This window comes from Exiguobacterium sp. s50 (assembly GCF_018618175.1).
Classification (GTDB): Bacteria; Bacillota; Bacilli; order Exiguobacteriales; family Exiguobacteriaceae; genus Exiguobacterium; species Exiguobacterium chiriqhucha.
The window spans coordinates 59,510-77,948 of the sequence record NZ_JACSLP010000007.1; the positions used below are offsets into that span (position 1 = coordinate 59,510).

Annotated in this window: 20 protein-coding genes; 8 read left to right on the plus strand and 12 right to left on the minus strand. The window is 52.2% G+C overall.

Annotated elements, in window-relative coordinates; all coding sequences use genetic code 11:
* Positions 1 to 41 precede the first annotated feature (41 nt).
* The 3 genes from KNP68_RS10990 (at position 42) to KNP68_RS11000 (ending at position 2,987) form a co-directional block, all read left to right on the plus strand.
* A complete protein-coding gene (locus KNP68_RS10990) occupies positions 42 to 302 on the plus strand; it encodes a hypothetical protein (protein ID WP_029596043.1) in 261 nt (86 codons plus the stop codon).
* 94 nt (positions 303 to 396) lie between these two features.
* Positions 397 to 1,098, plus strand: coding sequence for a lysophospholipid acyltransferase family protein (locus KNP68_RS10995; protein WP_214799568.1), 702 nt, complete (start codon positions 397 to 399; stop codon positions 1,096 to 1,098).
* Entirely contained in the window at positions 1,095 to 2,987 is a 1,893-nt protein-coding gene (locus tag KNP68_RS11000; protein WP_214799570.1) for an ABC-F family ATP-binding cassette domain-containing protein, read from the plus strand. Before KNP68_RS10995 ends, KNP68_RS11000 begins: the two co-directional genes overlap by 4 nt.
* 9 nt (positions 2,988 to 2,996) lie before the next feature.
* On the opposite strand, the gene KNP68_RS11005 is transcribed toward KNP68_RS11000, so the two are convergent.
* From KNP68_RS11005 to KNP68_RS11030, 6 genes are all read right to left on the minus strand, one after another.
* Entirely contained in the window at positions 2,997 to 3,542 is a 546-nt protein-coding gene (locus KNP68_RS11005) for a GNAT family N-acetyltransferase (RefSeq protein WP_214799572.1), read from the minus strand.
* Between the two features lie 5 nt (positions 3,543 to 3,547).
* Positions 3,548 to 4,183: a response regulator gene (locus KNP68_RS11010; RefSeq protein WP_021067798.1), complete on the minus strand. Its 636-nt coding sequence runs from the start codon at positions 4,181 to 4,183 to the stop codon at positions 3,548 to 3,550.
* The gene (locus KNP68_RS11015) at positions 4,180 to 5,208 is read right to left on the minus strand and encodes a sensor histidine kinase (protein WP_214799574.1); all 1,029 of its coding nucleotides are present in this window, start codon (positions 5,206 to 5,208) and stop codon (positions 4,180 to 4,182) included. The genes KNP68_RS11010 and KNP68_RS11015 overlap by 4 nt, the downstream gene beginning before the upstream one ends.
* Entirely contained in the window at positions 5,205 to 5,897 is a 693-nt protein-coding gene (liaF, locus tag KNP68_RS11020) for a cell wall-active antibiotics response protein LiaF (protein WP_131472469.1), read from the minus strand. Before liaF ends, KNP68_RS11015 begins: the two co-directional genes overlap by 4 nt.
* Before the next feature lie 87 nt (positions 5,898 to 5,984).
* Complete coding sequence (locus KNP68_RS11025) at positions 5,985 to 6,641, minus strand: PspA/IM30 family protein (RefSeq protein ID WP_021067801.1); 657 nt, start codon at positions 6,639 to 6,641, stop codon at positions 5,985 to 5,987.
* Between the two features lie 22 nt (positions 6,642 to 6,663).
* Entirely contained in the window at positions 6,664 to 7,047 is a 384-nt protein-coding gene (locus KNP68_RS11030) for a lmo0954 family membrane protein (protein ID WP_021067802.1), read from the minus strand.
* Positions 7,048 to 7,291: 244 nt separating this feature from the next.
* Between KNP68_RS11030 and rsgA the strand changes: the two genes are divergently transcribed.
* Both rsgA and KNP68_RS11040 read left to right on the plus strand, forming a co-directional pair.
* On the plus strand, positions 7,292 to 8,266 hold the full coding sequence (gene rsgA, locus KNP68_RS11035; RefSeq protein ID WP_214799576.1) for a ribosome small subunit-dependent GTPase A: 975 nt from the start codon (positions 7,292 to 7,294) through the stop codon (positions 8,264 to 8,266).
* Positions 8,267 to 8,474: 208 nt separating this feature from the next.
* Positions 8,475 to 9,701 carry an NAD(P)-dependent malic enzyme gene (locus KNP68_RS11040; protein WP_021067804.1) on the plus strand — a complete coding sequence of 409 codons (1,227 nt, stop codon included), beginning with the start codon at positions 8,475 to 8,477 and terminating at the stop codon, positions 9,699 to 9,701.
* Positions 9,702 to 9,740: 39 nt separating this feature from the next.
* Here the strand turns inward: KNP68_RS11040 and pflA are convergent, their stop codons facing one another.
* Both pflA and pflB read right to left on the minus strand, forming a co-directional pair.
* A complete protein-coding gene (gene pflA / locus KNP68_RS11045; RefSeq protein ID WP_021067805.1) occupies positions 9,741 to 10,457 on the minus strand; it encodes a pyruvate formate-lyase-activating protein in 717 nt (238 codons plus the stop codon).
* Positions 10,458 to 10,513: 56 nt separating this feature from the next.
* Positions 10,514 to 12,760 (minus strand): formate C-acetyltransferase, encoded by a 2,247-nt coding sequence (pflB, locus tag KNP68_RS11050; protein WP_021067806.1) that lies wholly within the window; start codon positions 12,758 to 12,760, stop codon positions 10,514 to 10,516.
* A gap of 360 nt (positions 12,761 to 13,120) precedes the next feature.
* Between pflB and KNP68_RS11055 the strand changes: the two genes are divergently transcribed.
* Genes KNP68_RS11055 through KNP68_RS11065 form a run of 3 tightly spaced genes read left to right on the plus strand, consistent with a single transcriptional unit; the run spans position 13,121 to position 15,402 of the window.
* The gene (locus KNP68_RS11055) at positions 13,121 to 13,543 is read left to right on the plus strand and encodes a hypothetical protein (protein ID WP_021067807.1); all 423 of its coding nucleotides are present in this window, start codon (positions 13,121 to 13,123) and stop codon (positions 13,541 to 13,543) included.
* 54 nt (positions 13,544 to 13,597) lie between these two features.
* A complete protein-coding gene (locus KNP68_RS11060; protein ID WP_131472465.1) occupies positions 13,598 to 14,764 on the plus strand; it encodes a DEAD/DEAH box helicase in 1,167 nt (388 codons plus the stop codon).
* The gene (locus KNP68_RS11065) at positions 14,761 to 15,402 is read left to right on the plus strand and encodes a hypothetical protein (RefSeq protein WP_214799578.1); all 642 of its coding nucleotides are present in this window, start codon (positions 14,761 to 14,763) and stop codon (positions 15,400 to 15,402) included. Before KNP68_RS11060 ends, KNP68_RS11065 begins: the two co-directional genes overlap by 4 nt.
* A gap of 29 nt (positions 15,403 to 15,431) precedes the next feature.
* On the opposite strand, the gene KNP68_RS11070 is transcribed toward KNP68_RS11065, so the two are convergent.
* From KNP68_RS11070 to KNP68_RS11085, 4 genes are read right to left on the minus strand one after another with little or no spacing between them, the layout of a single operon-like run.
* Positions 15,432 to 16,532 carry a hypothetical protein gene (locus KNP68_RS11070; RefSeq protein ID WP_214756677.1) on the minus strand — a complete coding sequence of 367 codons (1,101 nt, stop codon included), beginning with the start codon at positions 16,530 to 16,532 and terminating at the stop codon, positions 15,432 to 15,434.
* 9 nt (positions 16,533 to 16,541) lie between these two features.
* A complete protein-coding gene (locus KNP68_RS11075; RefSeq protein WP_214799580.1) occupies positions 16,542 to 17,348 on the minus strand; it encodes a hypothetical protein in 807 nt (268 codons plus the stop codon).
* Positions 17,345 to 18,025 carry an ABC transporter ATP-binding protein gene (locus tag KNP68_RS11080; protein ID WP_021067812.1) on the minus strand — a complete coding sequence of 227 codons (681 nt, stop codon included), beginning with the start codon at positions 18,023 to 18,025 and terminating at the stop codon, positions 17,345 to 17,347. The genes KNP68_RS11075 and KNP68_RS11080 overlap by 4 nt, the downstream gene beginning before the upstream one ends.
* A complete protein-coding gene (locus tag KNP68_RS11085; protein WP_029596052.1) occupies positions 18,003 to 18,395 on the minus strand; it encodes a GntR family transcriptional regulator in 393 nt (130 codons plus the stop codon). The genes KNP68_RS11080 and KNP68_RS11085 overlap by 23 nt, the downstream gene beginning before the upstream one ends.
* Between the last annotated feature and the right edge of the window lie 44 nt (positions 18,396 to 18,439).

Below are 18,439 nucleotides of genomic sequence, written 5' to 3' on the forward strand. Positions count from 1 at the left end.
GAGAGCAAAACGGACTCAACCCGTAGGAGGCACAAACACGTATGAATGAAATCCCTTTATCGAACGAATGGCTATTACGTTATTCACCTGTCATGGAGCTATGGCTGAAAGAAGATGGCATCTTGCTCGTCGACGATGACAACCGGATTCGACTCACCCTCGAAATCGGCACTGATCACGTCATGCAGTTCAAGAGCATCGATCAAGACGGGGCTTACTTTGCCGTGGACCCGGTGAATAAACGAATCACGTTCGAACTCGAGGAAGAAGAAGAGGAAAGCGAATCTCGCTTCTGGGAATAAGGATTCATGCCGAAGAGTCGGATTCTCGCTTAGAGAAGAAGACTCTTTCTTCGTGTCCAGACTAACAGTTGTACGATTGAAAGGAGAATGACTCATGATCCGCACCGCCATCTGGTTTATCACCTTTTTTGCCGTCTTACCGCTGACGCTTCCGTTCTATCCGAAAGCGAAACGGCTGACGCCGCCCGAACGTTACGCGTACGTTCAAACCGTCGCCTATACATGGGCAAGCTTTCTACTCCGGATTGCCGGCGCTCGCGTCCGCGTTCACGGCCAAGAGAACATTCCGAATGAACCGGTCGTCTACGTCGCGAACCACCAAGGGAACTTCGATGTCCCGATCATGATCACGGCGACAAAACATCCGAAAGCGTTCATCTCAAAAATCGAAGTTCAAAAGTTCCCAATCATCCCACGTTGGATGGAACTAATGGGTTGTATCTTCATCGACCGCAGCGACCGCCGCCAGTCGATTAAAGCCATCCGCTCCGGCGTCGAGACGATTCAATCCGGCCAATCGATTATCGTCTTCCCGGAAGGCACCCGCTCGAAAGGCGGGCCGATTAAAGAGTTTAAAGCCGGCAGCCTGACGCTCGCCACATCAAGTGGCGCCAAGATTGTCCCGGTTGCCATCAAAGGCAGTCATCATTTGCTCGAAACGAAAAATCGTATCACCCCTGGGACGATCGACGTCACCTTTTTACCGGTCATCGATCCGGCCGACGTCCCGAACAAAGAAATCGCCGCGCTTGCGGAGACGATGATTCGCCGCGTTGTTGAAGGAGAAGAATCATGAGCTTATTAACGATTGAAGGTATCCACAAAGAATTTGCAGATAAAGTGTTATTCGATGACGTCACGATGACGATTCATCCAGGCAATCGCATCGGTGTGATTGGAGTCAACGGCTCTGGAAAATCGACGTTTTTAAAAATCGTCGCTGGCGTCGAGACGGCAGACCGCGGTTCGATGCAACATCCGAACGACTATCGGATTCGCTATTTGACGCAAACGGTCGATTTCGATCCGGGTCAAACGATTTTGGACGCCTTGTTCACGAGTGACACCCCATCCGTTCAAGCATTGAAGCAATATGAACTGGCCCGCCAAGCACTCGAGGCGAACCCGACGAGTGAACAGTGGTTGGGACGCTTCATGAAAGCCCAACAAGCAGTCGATGCAGCCGACGCTTGGGAGACAGAGGCCAAGTTGAAATCGATTTTGAATCGGCTCGGCCTTCCGGATGTGACGGCGGAAATCAGTTCGCTCTCCGGTGGACAGCAGAAACGGGTCGCTTTGGCCGCCGCTCTGCTCGATGAAGCCGACCTGTTGTTGCTCGATGAGCCGACGAACGAACTCGACGCCGATACGATTGCTTGGCTCGAGACGGTTCTGGCCGATTATCGAGGCGCCATCTTACTCATCACCCACGACCGCTATTTCTTGAATCGAGTCACGAACCACATTCTCGAAATCGCCGACGGGACAAGTTATTTTTATGACGGGAACTATGAGCTCTTCCTTGAAAAACGCGCCGAACGAAAAGCCCGGTCGCATTCGATGGAGCAGAAACGCCAAAACATCTTGCGCCGCGAGCTCGCCTGGTTGCGCCGCGGCGCCAAAGCCCGGACGACGAAACAGAAGGCGCGTATCCAACGCGTCGAAGATTTGAAACACCAAGAGACGCTCGCCGAGGATGAGGCGCTCGAAGTGTCCGTCGGATCACGTCGTCTCGGGAAAAAAGTGATTGAAGTCGAGAACTTATCATTCGGCTACGACGACAAGTTGCTCATCCAAGACTTCACGTGGTTGTTCGGACGACGTGAGCGGTACGGCATCGTCGGACCAAACGGTAGCGGGAAGACGACGCTCATGAACTTGCTCGCCCATCGCCTTCAACCGACGCAAGGAACGGTCGTCCATGGCGAGACGGTCCATCTCGGCTATTACGGGCAACAAGTCGAGTTTGAGGACACATCGCGCCGCGTCATCGATGAGATTGAACGCATCGCTCAAGTCATTTATACGCCGGACGGCGAGACGATCACGGCCAGTCAGATGCTCGAACGGTTCCTGTTCACCCCGGACGCGCAATACAAACCGATTGCCAAACTATCCGGTGGCGAGAAACGCCGCCTCGTCTTGCTCCGTATCTTGATGGACGAGCCGAACGTACTGTTTTTGGATGAACCGACGAACGACCTTGATACGGAGACACTGTCCGTCCTCGAGGACTACTTGGAGTCGTTCCCAGGTACGGTCATCGCCGTCAGTCACGATCGCTATTTCTTAGATCGGATTGCTGAGCAGCTCATCGCCTTCGAAGATGGGACAATCAACGTCTATCACGCCGAGTACAGTGATTATTTGGCCACACTCCAAGAACAGACGAAGCAACAAGTGAAGAAAGAATCGAAAGAGAAGAAAGAGCGCGTCAAAGTCGACGTCGTCAAATTCACTTTCAAAGAGCAGAAGGAATGGGAGACGATTGAGGAAGATATCGCTTCTCTCGAGTCCGAGATTGATGCAGCGGAGTCTCGGCTCGCTATAGCCGGAAGCGACCTCGGCAAAGTGAATGAACTGTACGCCGATATTGCCGCGTTGAAAGAAGCACTCGATGCGAAGATGGAGCGTTGGGAATATTTATCGGAGATTGATGAACAAATTCAAGCACAGAAGAAATGAAAACAAGGATCACGCGTCGGCGTGATCCTTGTTTGTCGTATAGCCATATACATGCACATCGTGCGCGCGGTCGCCTTGTCGCATATAGTGACGGAGCGTCCCTTCCCGCGAGAAGCCGTTCTTTTCGAGCATTTGTTGCGACGCGACGTTCTCGGTGAAGACGATGGCCCCGACCCGTTCCATCTCGCCTGTCTGCGCGGCATAGGTTAACGCGGCCTGGAGCGCTTCGGTCGCATATCCGTGACGCCAATAGTTCGGGTGAATTTCATAGCCGACTTCGGCACGTCGATGTCGCGGCGCTCGGTTATGGAATCCAATCGTTCCAATCAAGTCGGACGACTCTTTCGTCACGATGCCCCAGCGCATCACCGCACCGGATTCAATCCCTTCGAGCATACCGGCAAGCATCTGTTGCGTCTCCAAGATGGACGTATGAGGTTCCATTCCGTAGTAGCGCAAGATGTTTGGGTCTGAAAAGATGGTGAACAGCCGCTCAGCGTCGGTCACGTCGAGTTGTCGTAATCGGAGCCGTTCCGTTTCAATCGTTGGAAGCATCCCGTTCACCCTTTACTGACGATGTTATGTTGAAATGCATAGACGACAGCTTGCGTCCGGTCATAGACGTCGAGCTTCGTCAAAATGTTGGAGACGTGCGTCTTTACCGTCTTCAACGAGATGTATAGTTCATCGGCGATGACTTGGTTCGACTTTCCTTCTGCCATCAACTGCAAAATCTCACGTTCCCGGGCCGTTAGACTCTCGTGCAACGTCTTTTCCGGGTGACGGAGCCGCTCGAGCATCTTGCCCGTCACTTGGGCGGCCATGACGGGATTGCCCGCTGCCGTTTGACGAATCGCATCAGCGATCTCATTGGCGTTTGCCGTCTTCAAGACGTAACTCATCGCCCCGGCCTCGATGACGGGATACACTTTCTCATCATCTAAGAAGCTCGTCACGACCAAGATTTTAGCGTCTTTCCAACTCGCCTTGATCCGTTTTGTCGACTCGACCCCATCGACAGGTTCCATTACTAAATCCATCAAGACCACATCCGGCTTTTCTTGGATCGCGAGTTCCGCTCCAGTCGCGCCGTCCGATGCCTCTCCGACGACTTCGATGTCAGGCTGCGTCGACAAGAACGCCGAGACTCCGGCCCGCACCATCTCATGGTCATCAATCAATACGACTCGAATCATTGTAACCCCTCCACTTGTTGTTTCACACGCACTTCAATCTGAGTACCGACGCCGGGCACACTGACGAGTCGTAACGTCCCGCCGACCTCAGCCGTCCTCTCTCTTATCGATTGTAAGCCATATGAGGCGACTTGTGTATCATCGACATTAAAGCCGATGCCGTCGTCGTTTATTTTTAAGATGACCGTTTGTTGCACGGTCCGCATTTCGATTTCGAGTCGCTTCGCTTTCGCATGTCGAAGCGTATTGCTGATCGCTTCTTGAACGATACGGAACAGTTCATTTTCGGTGTGACGCGACAACTCGACTTCTTCGAGGCGCCAGATAAGTTCGGTCGACTGTTTGCGCGACAGCTCTTCTAACAATCGCTCGATACCCGTCTTGAGCGTCATCCCTTCAAGTTCGACGGGACGAAGTTGCAATAAGAGCGAGCGCATTTCGGCCTGAGCCGTTTGCGCCATCACTTCGACTTGTTCGATTTGTTTGGCGGCCACGTCCGGCTTCGCCTCGATCGTCTGCTTGGCTGCCGTCGTCATCATCGAGATGGCGTACAGTTGCTGACTGACCGAGTCATGTAACTCTCGGGCGACACGTCGCCGCTCCTCAATGACGGCTTCACTGCGCGCTTCCTCGACACTGACAGGCCGGTCACCGACCCGTTTCGCCATCTCGACCATTTCTGCGCGCTGTTTCGAGATGCGTGCAATCCGTTCGAGTGTATCGCGATAAGGCGACAGCGGCCGGAACGTGATTTCTTTTTGATTCTCGAGCTTCCATAAGGCAATCGCCACTTCCCGGAAGTCACGGCGCAAATAAAAGTACGAACCGACCCCGAACACGCTGCCGATCAAGACGGCGATGACGAGGATAGACACACCGAAAGGCAACCCTTCTTCACGTGTGAACAAATCTCGGAGTGAAGTCGAGTCACCTATTAAAAATGCAATCGTGACGAACAGTGCCGTCAAGAGGCTACTGAACAGTTGATGCCAGACAACGGTCCTTGGATACGAGTCCTTCTTCATACAGTCATCACCTCGACACTTCCGCTCATGAGCACGATATGAATCCGGACTTTTCGCGTCGCTGACGCGTAATCGTCCGATGCCGTATAAAAGCGACGATTGAACACGGGCGAATAATTCGATTCGTCGACTTGAATCTTGCCGAACCCGATCGAGGCGTCAATCGAGTAATCGTAACCGGCCGGAATGAGAATCCGGATATCCCCGGCGAGCCCATTCAACAGTAAGAACGTCTCTCCTTCCGGGATAATCGCGCGCGACAAGTCGAGTTCGACGTCACGCAACAAGAAAAATTCATTCGTGTCTTGGAGCACGTAGTGACCACTTTCCATTGTTCCGAACGTAAACGCCTGTTCTTGCCGGATGTGCGACTTGAATCGGCTCGATTCGAGCGGACGGTTTTTATACAGCCGATAACCGAACATGAGCAATAGACCCGACAACACGAAACCAAATGCCGCCGACGAAAAGATGAGTCCGACGAGCATGATGCCGCCAATCCCGTAAAAGATATAGCTGACCGGCTGATTGCCTTTGCGGCTGAAACGTCGTCCGATATAAAGCAACAATAACGGGACGACCATGCTGAAGAGGACGCTGTTTCCACCCGTCACGATATCGATAAATAGTCCAATGGCAAACAAAATAATCATGAATCCGATGATTTGGCGTGTGTTCCAACGTTCCACGTTGCTTCCCCCTCTCTGACAGTATGTACAATGAAGCAAAGAAGCGATGGCCCAACTCATTCGCCGGACCATCGCTGAACCGTTACGTCAGTCTTGTTTGAATCGACGCTCAAGTTCTTTTAGTTTTGCTTCGAAATCATCTTCGTCCGCTGCATCGATTTTCTCTTCAGCGGCCGGTTCTTGCTTCTTCTCTTCTTCCGTGAACGGATGAGTCTTCGACGTCTCCGCTCCGAAGATTTGATCGAGCGCACCTTTCAATAAATCCAGGTTCTCTCGCATCGCGAACTCATAGCGTTTGTTTTGCATCTCATCGAGTTTCAGTCGCATCTCGAGGGCACGGCGCTCGAGGGCATCGAGTTCGCGCGCTCCTTCGTCGAGCAACCCTTCAAAGTAACGATACTGCTCACCGTAATGCTTCGACTCGAGCGCGGCCCGCTCCGCGAGTTTTTCTTCGCCCGCTTGTTTGGCGAGCTCGGTCTGCTCGTAACGCTTATCCGCCATCAGTTTAGCGTCATCACGTTTTGTCGCCAGCTCATCGAGGAGCGCCTTTTGACGTTCGACGAGACGTTCGACAGACATCGCTTCTTTTTCAGCACCACGGATGTGGCGGTTCAACTCGGCCTCCCCGCTCGAACGCGGTGCCGAACGTGGACCCTCTTTATCTTGGAACTTCTTCATCTCTTTCGACAATTCTTTCGTCAACTCGTTAGCTAAATCACGAAACTGGTCAAATGGTGTTTTCATCATAATATCCTCCTTGTGAAGCTTAGCGACGGTTTACAAACTTCTGCCACACTTGATCAAACGATTGAAAGCTGCTCCGGTTCGCACGCGAGCCGTCCGCATTCAAAATCTCGACGTCTTGTTTTTGGTTGGCATACATCATATACCCTTTAAACAATACCCATGCCACCACAATCCCGATTAACGCCCAAATATTCGATAAAATTGTGATGATCCCGATCACGGCAAGCGCGCCGTAACCGATTTTTGCGCCGACATGTGTCACGGCCATGAATCTGACTCCAGCCCACAGTGCTAAGAGCGCCCCCAAACCGAACATGATCATATTCGGTAAAAAGCCGATTAGAACGAGAACTAAAGAGATCGCGGCCACGATGAACAACACTTGTTTCACCTGGCGATTCATCTATCATCCCTCCTCGTTAAGTACACTCTTATCATAATACGTTATTTTTTATAGCGCGACGAGCGCAAGGCCCGTTTTCCCTCGGTCTATAGACTGAGATGATAGCGTTCTCAAATCCTGTGCTATACTAAAGGCATCGAACAATGAAAGGATGATGTTTTATGAGCACCGTATTCAACGCAGTATACACCTTGTCAGCCAATCGGAGGGCGACTGTCCTCCATCACTAAGAGGAGGATTCTATTTGAATCAAACAACAATCACAACGGGGCGTGTCACGGCACAGTTCCAACATATGTACACGGTCACGACCGAAAATGCAGCCTACACGTGCAGCGTCACCGGGAAATTCCGACATGAGGCTGAAAGCGAGCGCGACTATCCGGTCATCGGTGACTTCGTCGAGTTCACCGTTCGCGAACACGGTCAAGGCGTAATTCGACGTCTCCTTGAACGGCGCACTGTCCTATCACGGGCAGCCGCCGGCAACGAGACGCGCGAACAGCTGATCTGTGCGAACGTCGACTTTATCTTAATCACGATGGCGTGCGGACACGATTTCAATCTGCGTCGGCTCGAGCGTTACTCGCTCGCCGCGTGGGAAACTGGCGCCACGCCGTTCATCGTCTTGACGAAATCGGACCAAGTCGACAACGCAGATGCACTCGTCGACGAACTTACGTTGACAGTGCCTGGGGTCGACGTCTTCCCTGTCAGTTCAGTCACTGGTGACGGCGTCGAAGCGTTGCAAGCCGCACTGCCGAGCGGAAGCACCATCGTGCTCGTCGGCTCGTCCGGTGTCGGGAAATCGACGCTGACGAACGCGCTCGCCGGGACGACCGTCGCCGAGTCACAGGCCGTCCGCGAGAGCGATGAACGCGGCAAGCATACGACGACGCATCGCGAACTGTTCCAAATTGACGATTTGTTCGTCATCGATACACCCGGGATGCGTGAATTTGGCCTTTGGGACGGTGCCGATCACCTCGACGATACGTTTCGGGATATCGAGGCGCTCGCCGAGACGTGTCGGTTCCGGGACTGTTCACACCAGGCCGAACCCGGTTGTGCGGTCCGCAAGGCGATTGAAACCGGGATGCTCGACGCGAAGCGCTATCAAAGCTTCGTCAAGCTCGAGCGTGAACTCCGCTACGCCGAAAAACGACAAGCGGAAGCGGCTCGTCTCGCCGAGAAGAAGAAACGAAAAACGAAAGCTTAATCTACGAAAGGAGTCACAGAAAAACTGTGGCTCCTTTTTTGACCTTCCTGACCTAGCACCAAGTCCTATCAGCAATCCGACATTTGTGAACAACCGTTCAGAAATAGTTCGCCCAAATGCAGGTAAAACCCTCGAAAGTAAGCGGTTTCTCCGTTACAATGGACTCGTATTGTCACAGATTAAAATCGCTAATTATAGGGAGAGACTTATGAAAACATTGAACGAACGCGCACTCGAGATGCATGCCTTCCATCACGGAAAATTGGAAACGACACCGAAAGTCGACGTCGACACGAAAGAAGCACTCAGCCTCGCCTATTCGCCTGGCGTCGCCGAACCGTGCCGTCGCATCGCCGAGGATAAAGAGTTGTCGTATGACTACACGCTCCGCGCCAACACGGTCGCCGTTGTCTCGGACGGGAGCGCCGTGCTCGGTCTCGGCAATATCGGTCCAGAAGCCGCACTGCCGGTCATGGAAGGAAAAGCCGTCTTGTTCAAAAGCTTCGCTGGCGTCGATGCGTTTCCCATCTGTCTCGACACGCACAACGTCGATGAAATCGTCCGGACGGTCGAACTGCTCGCACCGACGTTTGGTGCCGTCAACTTAGAAGACATTAAAGCACCCGAGTGTTTTGAAATCGAAGCCCGTTTGAAACAATCGCTCCCGATTCCTGTCTTCCATGACGACCAGCACGGGACAGCCATCGTCGTTTTGGCCGGTCTCGTCAACGCGTTGCGCCTCGTCGATAAAACGATGCCTGAACTCCGTGTCGTCATGAACGGTGCCGGGGCCGCGGGCATCGCCATCGCCAAACTGTTGAAGCGTTTTGGTGTCGAGGACCTCGTCATCTGTGATACGAAAGGCGCGATTTACGAAGGACGCGTCGAAGGGATGAACCCGTTCAAAGATCAAATCGCCAAAGCGACGAATCGGAAGCAACACGAAGGATTGCTCGCCGACGTGCTTCAAGGTGCCGACGTCTTTATCGGTGTCTCGGCGGCCGGGGCCGTCACGGAAGACATGGTCCGCTCGATGGCCGTCGATCCAATCATCTTCGCTCTGGCGAACCCGATTCCGGAGATTATGCCAGACCTCGCGACAAAAGCCGGGGCGCGTGTCGTCGCGACCGGCCGTTCCGATTTCGCCAACCAAGTGAACAACGTCCTCGCCTTCCCAGGTATTTTCCGGGGCGCACTTGACGTTCGCGCCAGCGAAATCAATGAGGAGATGAAGGAAGCGGCCGTCCACGCGATTGCCGATTTATTGACCGAAGAAGATTTGGCGAACGGTGTCGTCATCCCGAGCCCATTCGATGAACGAATCGCACCGGCCGTGGCGGTCGCGGTCGCCAAAGCCGCCGTCGAGACCGGCGTCGCCAAACGTCCTCTCGATGAGGCCGCCATCCGTCAGCACGTCAGTCAAAAACATTTGTAATCCAAAAACTGCGCAGACCATGATGGTCTGCGCAGTTTTTTAAACGGTTCCTTGTAAAATCCCTTCCGCCCATTCGACTTCTTCCGTCGTCGGGGGTTTAATTCCTTTGAGCGGATAGTCGAGACCGAGCGCCTCCCATTTATAGACGCCCATCTCATGGTACGGCAAAATTTCGACTTTCTCGACGTGGTCGAGCTTTTGAATGAACGCTGCCGTGCGGCGGAGCGCTCCTTCATCAAGTGTCCATTCCGGGACGAGGACGTGGCGAATCCACATTTTCGTTCCGCGCTCGGATAAATGTTCAGCGAGCGCGAGCGTGTTGACGTTGCTCCGTCCTGTCAGTTTCTTACACATGTCATCGTCGATATGTTTGATATCAAGCAACACGAGGTCCGTATGGTCTAAAATCGCATCCAAGTTAGGGGGACGGAGTGCACCGGACGTGTCGAGTGTCGTATGAAGCCCGTGTTTCTTTGCTTCACGCAAGAGCGCCTCTAAAAACTCTGGCTGCGCGAGCGGGTCGCCCCCAGAAATCGTGATGCCGCCTTTTGACGCTTCCATGAACGGACGATAGCTGAGCGCTTCTTGAATGACGTCCTCGGCCGAACGATGGTTATTCTTTTTGAAATCCCACGTGTCAGCATTGTGGCAATACAAGCAACGAAGCGCACAACCTTGTAAAAAGACGATAAAACGAATTCCCGGGCCGTCAACGGTTCCAAACGATTCGACCGAGTGTACATATCCCATTGTCATCGAAATGACCTCCTAACGAATGAGCGGCCCTCGAGTGAAGGCCGCCAAGCCTTTGTTTACAATGAACCGTGGAACGTCCGGTTGATGACGTCGATTTGTTGCTCACGTGTCAATTTGATGAAGTTGACCGCATAGCCAGAGACACGGATCGTGAGCTGTGGATATTCTTCCGGATGCTCCATCGCATCGAGCAACGTCTCACGGTTGAAGACGTTGACGTTCAAGTGATGTCCTTTATGCTCGCCGCCCATATAACCGTCAAGGAGTGCCGCCAAGTTGAGTTCACGGGCCACTTCTTCTTTACCGAGCGCTTTCGGTACGATTGAGAACGTGTATGAAATTCCGTCTTGTGCGTGTTCGAACGGGAGTTTCGCGACTGATGAGAGCGACGCAGCTGCCCCTTTCGTATCGCGGCCATGCATCGGGTTCGCACCAGGTGCGAACGGTTCGCCGGCGCGACGTCCGTCCGGTGTGTTCCCTGTCTTTTTGCCGTAAACGACGTTTGATGTGATCGTCAAGACCGATTGCGTATGGAGCGCATCGCGGTACGTTTTATGCTTGCGTACTTTTTGCATGAACGACTCGACGAGCTCGACGGCAATCGCATCGACACGGTCGTCGTTGTTGCCGAATTTAGGGAAGTCGCCTTCTGTCTCGAAGTCGACGGCAATGCCTTGCTCGTTGCGGACCGGTTTCACGGTCGCATATTTGATGGCTGAAAGACTATCCGCCGTGACCGAGAGGCCGGCGATGCCACATGCCATCGTCCGTAAAATCTCAGGGTCGTGGAGCGCCATCTCGATTCGTTCGTATGCATATTTATCATGCATGAAGTGGATGACGTTGAGCGTGTTGACATAGAGCTCGGCGAGCCAATCGAGCGTCCGGTCGAAGTCGGCATACACTTTGTCGTACGTGAGCACGTCCTCGGTGTTCATCTCCCAAACCGGTGCGATTTGGTCGCCGCTCTTCTCATCACGGCCTCCGTTCATGCTATAAAGGAGTGCTTTCGCCATGTTGGCGCGGGCTCCGAAGAACTGCATCTGTTTCCCGATTTTCATCGGTGACACACAGCAGGCGATGCCGTAATCGTCACCGAACTCTGGAAGCATGAGGTCATCGTTCTCATATTGGATGGCAGACGTCTCAATCGACATCTTCGCACAATATTGTTTGAAGCCTTCTGGCAATTTCGTCGACCAAAGCACCGTCAAGTTCGGTTCTGGTGCTGGCCCGAGGTTCGAGAGTGAATGCAAGAAGCGGAACGAGCTCTTCGTCACGTTCGAACGTCCATCCTCACTCATCCCACCGATTGACTCGGTCACCCATGTTGGGTCACCCGAGAACAATTCGTTGTAGTCAGGCGTGCGCAAGAATTTGACGATCCGAAGCTTCATGATGAAGTGGTCGACGATTTCTTGAACGTCCGACTCGGTCAAACGACCTGCTTCGATATCACGCTCTGCGTATACATCGAGGAATGTCGAGACACGTCCAAGTGACATGGCGGCGCCGTTCTGTTCTTTGACGGCTGCGAGATATGCAAGGTATACCCATTGGTACGCCTCTTGTGTATTTTCCGCCGGACGGCCGAGGTCAAACCCGTACGCCGCACCGAGTTGTTTCAACTCTTGGAGGGCCCGGAGCTGCTCAGACATTTCTTCCCGTGTCCGAATATCTGCCTCTGATAAGAAACCGCCACGGTTCGCCAAATCTTTTTTACGTGCGGCAATCAAGAAGTCTAACCCGTACAAGGCAACGCGACGGTAGTCGCCGATAATCCGTCCACGGCCGTAAGCGTCAGGAAGTCCTGTGATAATCCCTGACTTCCGTGCTGCTCGCATCTCAGGTGTATACGCATCGAAGACACCTTGGTTATGCGTTTTGCGGATTTCCGAATAAATCTTTGTGATTTCAGGGTTCGGCTCGAAGCCATACGATTCAAGTGCAGCGTCGACCATTCGGATGCCACCGTTCGGATGAATCGAACGTTTGAACGGCTCGTCCGTTTGAACGCCGACCACTTTCTCGAGCTCTTTGTTTAAGTATCCCGGTCCGTGCGAGACGATTGTCGATGGGTTGTTTTGATCGACGGCCCAAACACCACCGCGTTCCCGCTCTTCTTTCGTCAATTCCATCACTTGTGCCCAAAGACGATTCGTCGCTTCGGTCGGTCCGACGAGGAAACGGTCGTCTCCTGTGTACTCATGTCGGTTCAAACGGATAAACTCACCGACGTTCACTTCGTTCGTCCACTGCCCAGGTACAAATCCTGACCAGGCTGATTTAATTTCGGTTGCCATTGTGGGTCACTCCTCATAGTTGAGATAACTGCGTGCTTTCTATAAGTTGAGTGTACGTGAAAACGTGAACATTATGTTTTACATTCTTGTGAAAGTTGTAACAATCTCATGAACGTTGGCGTGAAGCCGTTTTTGTAAGCGCTTTAAATTCTGTTATAACGTATTTCTCATTAACTATGAAACAGATAAATCACGTCACGACGCAATTCAAGTCGATTCTGTATCATCTGAATTCGGATGTGACGATTTGTACAGTTTTTAGTGTGATGTATATCACGACTCAGGGATAGAACTTGAATTTTTGCCTTACATCGGACACAATGAAGGCAGAACATTGTAGAAGAGGAAGGGGTTCTTCCCATGACGTACGAATTATTGACAGCTGATCACGACTTGAAAGCCGGTGACCGCATCTCCCTTAAAGTAGAAGCGAACGGTGAACAACGTGATGGATTTATCACAGAATTTGAAGACGCAGGTTTTTGGATTCGGTTTGACGACGACATCGAAAACGAGGATTTCATCGACTACCGCGATAACTTGCTCGTTGCTCTCATCTCGCGCCCGATTGACGTGGCAGCGACGTATCCAGAGCTCGCTTCATACGAACGGTTGACGAAAGAATTGCAGTATCGTGTGTATCAAGGCTTCACCGTCGAAGGCGTCGAGGCGTCGGCTGACCAAATCGATGTGCACATCAAACTCATCGAGGACGGACAGACGTTCACACAGACACTCCGTTCTTCATTCGACCAAGATACTGAACATGTTCGCTATATCTAAGACAGGGAGCGCTTATGCTTCCTTTGTTTTTGCCCCACGATAAGGAGAATTGATATGAACTTTACAAAACCATTTATTAACGAAGCCTGGGATCGCCTTGGCTTTACTGAACCAATGCCGGTCCAAGCCGAAGCCTTCCCGCTTCTTCTTGACGGAAAAGACGTCACGATCGAAGCGCCGACAGGTACCGGGAAGACGCTTGCTTATTTGTTACCCGCCATTGAAAAAATCGACACCTCGAACGACCGGATTCAAGTCGTCATCGTCGCGCCGACACGTGAGCTCGTCATGCAGATTCAGACGGTCGCGCAACGCTTCACTGAGAAAGGTGATGTCCGCATCGCTTCATTTATCGGTGGTGTCGAATTGAAACGTCAAATCGATCGCTTGAAGAAAAAGCCCCATTTGATTGTCGGGACACCAGGCCGACTCGTCGAACTGATCGACAAGAAAAAATTGAAGCTTCATGAGACGCACACGATCGTCCTCGATGAAGCCGACCAAATCATCGATAGCGGATTGACAGAAGCCGCCGAACGCATCATCAAGCACACGGCGCACGAACATCAAATCGCCCTCGTCTCGGCAACGCTCACAGACACGCTTCAAGCATGGGCTGCCCCGTTCTTGAAGGAGCCGGCACACGTGAAAATCGAACGAGCTGTGAGCAGTCAAGTGACGTACGGCTATATGTTGACGACACGCCGCTATAAGCCGGAATTGCTTCGTCGTTTGTCACATGTCAACGGCGTCAAAGCGCTCGCTTTCATCAACAACCGCTCATTCTTGCCACCACTCAGAGGCGAACTCGATAAAATGAAAGTGAATTACCGGATGCTCGACAGCCTAAAAGGGAAACGCGAACGCGTGGAGACGCTCCGTGAATTCCGGAAAGGCGACTATCCACTTCTCATCACGACGGGTCTCGCGGCCCGTGGTCTCGACATCGAAGAAGTGACGCACGTCGTCCACTTCGATTTGCCAGAATCGATTGATGACTTCATTCACCGCTCGGGCCGGACGGCACGCGGGAATGCGGCCGGGACCGTGCTCTCGCTCGTGACGGATGAAGACTTGACGCACTTGAAATCGTTCGCTCGCCAGCTAGGCGTGGAATTGAAAGAACTCGAGATTTATCGTGGCGATGTCATCGAGAAACGGATCGAAGATAAACCGCCGGTCGTGAAGCGTCCTGCGAACAAACGAGGACCGCGCCGATGAAAAAAGACCGGAAAGTAATTCCATTCCCTTTGCTTGTAGAAGAGTCCGAATTGCTGGCCGAGCTGAAAAAGTTGTATGAGCAAGCCGCGCTCGCGCGCAGCACACATTGGACGAACTATATTCAAGAGATCGCCTCGGAAGGCACATGGCAGTTGAAAGACGCCGAGCTATTCCGCGACCTGTTCATCGACTGGGCCGTCTTCTTCGAGACGGACGAGGAAGGGATGACACCGCACGGCCGCTACTTGGCAGATCAAAAAGCCGACATGTCCCCGGCCTTGTATCACGCGCTCCGTGGCTTGGCAGTCCCACGTTGCTCGGTTTTTGAAGTGACCGAGGAAGGACTGCGCGACTGGGAGACGAAAGAGACGTATCGCGTCAATCTCCCGGAAAAACGTGAGGTCGGTGACATCATGCTCGGCAAGCTGCTCGATATCCGAGGCAGCTGGCGTTTCGGGTCGGCGTTCCTCGCTCTTCCGGCGAAAATGGCCGGTAACGTATCGGACCTGTATATCGACTTCACCGATGAGGTCGGTCCGGGTGCGTTCCTCGATCAGTTCCCAGAGTTCTGTGCAGAACTGATCGACATGTTGCTCGATTTAGAAGACGGGGTCATCGTCCCGAAACCATCAAAATAACCGAGAGGCGGCTGCCTCTCGGTTATTTGTTATTGTACATAATATTTCGTATTGGATAACAATGCCTTTGCCGCATCGTTCGTCGCCTTCACGACGGCGCTCGAGATGGCTTTCCCATCTTGATAGACGTCGATAACGGCCCCATCTTTCGTCGGGCGAATATGATACAGTTGGTTATCGACATACCAAGTCGTACCGACCGAACCATCGATGACTTGTCGCGTCGATTGCTTCCCTGTCTTCAAGTCGACAACGAATTCGGTCCCATCTTCCTGCAAGACGATTAATTGATCCTCATAGACGGTTGCGCCCCACATATCCCCTTCAGCTTTTAACTCGACGACACGCTTCTCTTCGGTGTCATAGGCATACACGCCTGGACGTTCCGTCTCGTTCGTGTACGTCTGACCATCTTCGGTTATCGTTTCGTATGTCCCAAGACGTACCGGGAGGAAACGATTATCGGCTGCGATGGTCATCCGGTTCTCATCGTAAAACCTAGATGTTCCGACAACACTAGAAATAAAGCCGTCTTCTATTGAGATTTCTTCAAGGGTGATTTCAGCCGCCCCTTCATCAAATACGGCGATTTTTGTTGCTGCCTGTCTGTCATAACCGTCACGATAAATCAAATGAACACGACCATCTTGAACGAATATGCCGTGCCAGTTCCCTTCCATGACTTCCACTGCACCGCTGACATTTGACGGGAACGTTGTCGTGGCAATGTCGTTGCCTTCGGTTCGGAAAAGAACGATTTCATCGTTTCCTTTTTGTCCGATGCCGACATACTCCTCTTTCGTGCGTAACGATTGGGTGAAACTAAGGTTTGTCATTTGACGATAGAACTTTCGCATCGTAGGATTGACCCGTTCGCGTTGTTTAAGCGCTTCTTCGACGTAATTTAAATGGGTCGTCACTTCGCTACCAGACCTGGTGATTTCAAACCGTTCCTGGACCTCATCCTCAGTTTCATAAAAGGCTTGTATCTTTTGATTTTCCCATACACTTTCATTTGTTTTGACATCGAGCACCCACTCCGCCGTTGATGCTTTCGAATCAATGGCGAACGTACCGAGCCCGATGATGACGACCGCACCGAGCGCGGCCACATTCCACATTCGTTTCATCTGCTCACCTCACACACTTAATTTCTTCGTCAACTGACGATGTCCGATCCAAATGACCCCAATAAACCAAATCACTAAAATAAGAGTGAAGACGGCCAGCGTCTCTTCCATGAACAGATAGTTCTCAATGATAAAGAACCCAATCATCGGCACAACTACGACAACCCCAATCATCAATAAGGCGAGGAACGGCGCCCACACCGTCCGTTGCCACAGGCTCCGTTCAATCAACACAAATGCGAAGATGAATAAGACGGCGAGGGCAATTAATACTTGATGGACAAAGAAGTTGAACAGTGACGCCGGGAACATGACCGAAAGCGCCCCATCGTAGCCGATGGCCTGTTCGAAGGAGCCACTCATCGGAATCATTTGCGAGTCCAACCAACTCGAAAACGCTATGTACTGGAGTTTGAGCGCAATCCACTGGACGGAGAACAAGCCAAGGATCATCAACATCATCGTCACTAGCTTCGCACCGAAGACGAGCATCCGTTGTTGCGGCATGAGCAATAGGCGCATCATGAACGTCCCACGGCCTTGGAAGTCGCGATACCAAATCCAAAAACTGAAGAATACCATCGCCGTGACAGCAACCCCAATCGACAAGATGAACGGTGTGCCACCAAGATAATTCCCGAACGTCAAAGTGTAATCCGGCGTTCCAGCACGACGCATTTCTTCATACATATTCGTCTCGCTCCATAGGAAGACGCCGAGCCAGGCGAACTGGGTGACGACGAGTAACGTGATCAAGATGAGATACGGTTTCGTCAACCGCTCGACTTCCCATCCGAGTAGTTTCAACAAATTCATGCGCCATACTCCTCTCTCATGACATCGACAATCGACTTCCCATGAATGAAGCGGACGTCCTCGACGTCGAACTCGCGAACGATCCGGCCGCGGTTCAACATGACGGCCTTGTCGACCAAGTATTCGATGTCTTCAATCTCGTGCGTCGTAATCAAGACGCCGCGGTCTTCCATAATGTCACTCGAGAACAACTCGACAATTTGTTCTTTCGAGAACACGTCGATGCCCGAGAACGGTTCGTCGAGCAATAGATAGTCCGGATCTTGGGCAATCCCGAGCGCCAAATTCACTTTGGCGAGCGTCCCTTTCGACAGCTCATTCAACTTGTCCTCTGGGAACAGCTTGAACTCATCGACAAGACGGGCAAACAATTTCGGGTCGAACTTTGGATAAAAGTCGCGCATGAACGCCTCGCACTGTTCAATGGTGAAATGGATGGGGAACGTCGAATGGTCCGGTACGAACGCGACACGATTCAAATCGATCGGTTTGCCGTCGACAAGCACCGTCCCCTGGTCGAACGGCGTCAGTCCCATGATGCCTTTTAAAATCGTCGATTTCCCGGTACCGTTCAACCCGATCAAGCATGTGATTTCCCCTTTTTGGGCCGTGAACGACACCTCTTCGATGACTTGTTTTTTGCGGTAACGCTTCTTAACTCCCAGTACTTCGATCATGAATATTCCCCTCCCCGTATTGCCGTTTGATTTTATCGACGAGCTCATCCATCGTGACGTCAAGTTCTTGAATCGATTCGACAAAGACAGCGACTGCCTCATCGACGAGTTCCGTGCGGATGCGTTTCAATACATGTTCATCGGTCGTCACGCGGCTCGGACGGTTCCGTTCGGTCGTAATCAATTGTTGTTCCTCCATCTCTTTGAACGCCTTTTGGACGGTGTTCGGATTGATTTTCAGTTCGGTCGCGAGCTCACGTCGCGACGGCATCTCTTCGCCCGCCTGCAGTTCGCCAAGCGCCATCTTCTTTTTGAAGTAATCGACGACTTGAATGTAAACCGGGGCTCTCGTGTTGAATTGTATGATCATGTTGTCACCTCTCTAAGTGTATGATGCGACTAATACACTATCTA

What these genes read in the sequence shown, in the direction of transcription:
- KNP68_RS11040 (WP_021067804.1), top strand. Translation starts at nt 8,475, where the DNA reads ATGAAAACATTGAACGAACGCGCACTCGAGATGCATGCCTTCCATCAC.
- KNP68_RS11070 (WP_214756677.1), bottom strand. Translation starts at nt 16,532, where the DNA reads ATGAAACGAATGTGGAATGTGGCCGCGCTCGGTGCGGTCGTCATCATC.
- KNP68_RS11055 (WP_021067807.1), top strand. Translation starts at nt 13,121, where the DNA reads ATGACGTACGAATTATTGACAGCTGATCACGACTTGAAAGCCGGTGAC.
- KNP68_RS11025 (WP_021067801.1), bottom strand. Translation starts at nt 6,641, where the DNA reads ATGAAAACACCATTTGACCAGTTTCGTGATTTAGCTAACGAGTTGACG.
- KNP68_RS11005 (WP_214799572.1), bottom strand. Translation starts at nt 3,542, where the DNA reads ATGCTTCCAACGATTGAAACGGAACGGCTCCGATTACGACAACTCGAC.
- KNP68_RS10995 (WP_214799568.1), top strand. Translation starts at nt 397, where the DNA reads ATGATCCGCACCGCCATCTGGTTTATCACCTTTTTTGCCGTCTTACCG.
- KNP68_RS10990 (WP_029596043.1), top strand. Translation starts at nt 42, where the DNA reads ATGAATGAAATCCCTTTATCGAACGAATGGCTATTACGTTATTCACCT.
- KNP68_RS11010 (WP_021067798.1), bottom strand. Translation starts at nt 4,183, where the DNA reads ATGATTCGAGTCGTATTGATTGATGACCATGAGATGGTGCGGGCCGGA.
- pflA (WP_021067805.1), bottom strand. Translation starts at nt 10,457, where the DNA reads ATGACAATGGGATATGTACACTCGGTCGAATCGTTTGGAACCGTTGAC.
- KNP68_RS11075 (WP_214799580.1), bottom strand. Translation starts at nt 17,348, where the DNA reads ATGAATTTGTTGAAACTACTCGGATGGGAAGTCGAGCGGTTGACGAAA.
- KNP68_RS11000 (WP_214799570.1), top strand. Translation starts at nt 1,095, where the DNA reads ATGAGCTTATTAACGATTGAAGGTATCCACAAAGAATTTGCAGATAAA.
- KNP68_RS11085 (WP_029596052.1), bottom strand. Translation starts at nt 18,395, where the DNA reads ATGATCATACAATTCAACACGAGAGCCCCGGTTTACATTCAAGTCGTC.
- KNP68_RS11060 (WP_131472465.1), top strand. Translation starts at nt 13,598, where the DNA reads ATGAACTTTACAAAACCATTTATTAACGAAGCCTGGGATCGCCTTGGC.
- KNP68_RS11065 (WP_214799578.1), top strand. Translation starts at nt 14,761, where the DNA reads ATGAAAAAAGACCGGAAAGTAATTCCATTCCCTTTGCTTGTAGAAGAG.
- KNP68_RS11015 (WP_214799574.1), bottom strand. Translation starts at nt 5,208, where the DNA reads ATGAAGAAGGACTCGTATCCAAGGACCGTTGTCTGGCATCAACTGTTC.
- KNP68_RS11080 (WP_021067812.1), bottom strand. Translation starts at nt 18,025, where the DNA reads ATGATCGAAGTACTGGGAGTTAAGAAGCGTTACCGCAAAAAACAAGTC.
- pflB (WP_021067806.1), bottom strand. Translation starts at nt 12,760, where the DNA reads ATGGCAACCGAAATTAAATCAGCCTGGTCAGGATTTGTACCTGGGCAG.
- KNP68_RS11030 (WP_021067802.1), bottom strand. Translation starts at nt 7,047, where the DNA reads ATGAATCGCCAGGTGAAACAAGTGTTGTTCATCGTGGCCGCGATCTCT.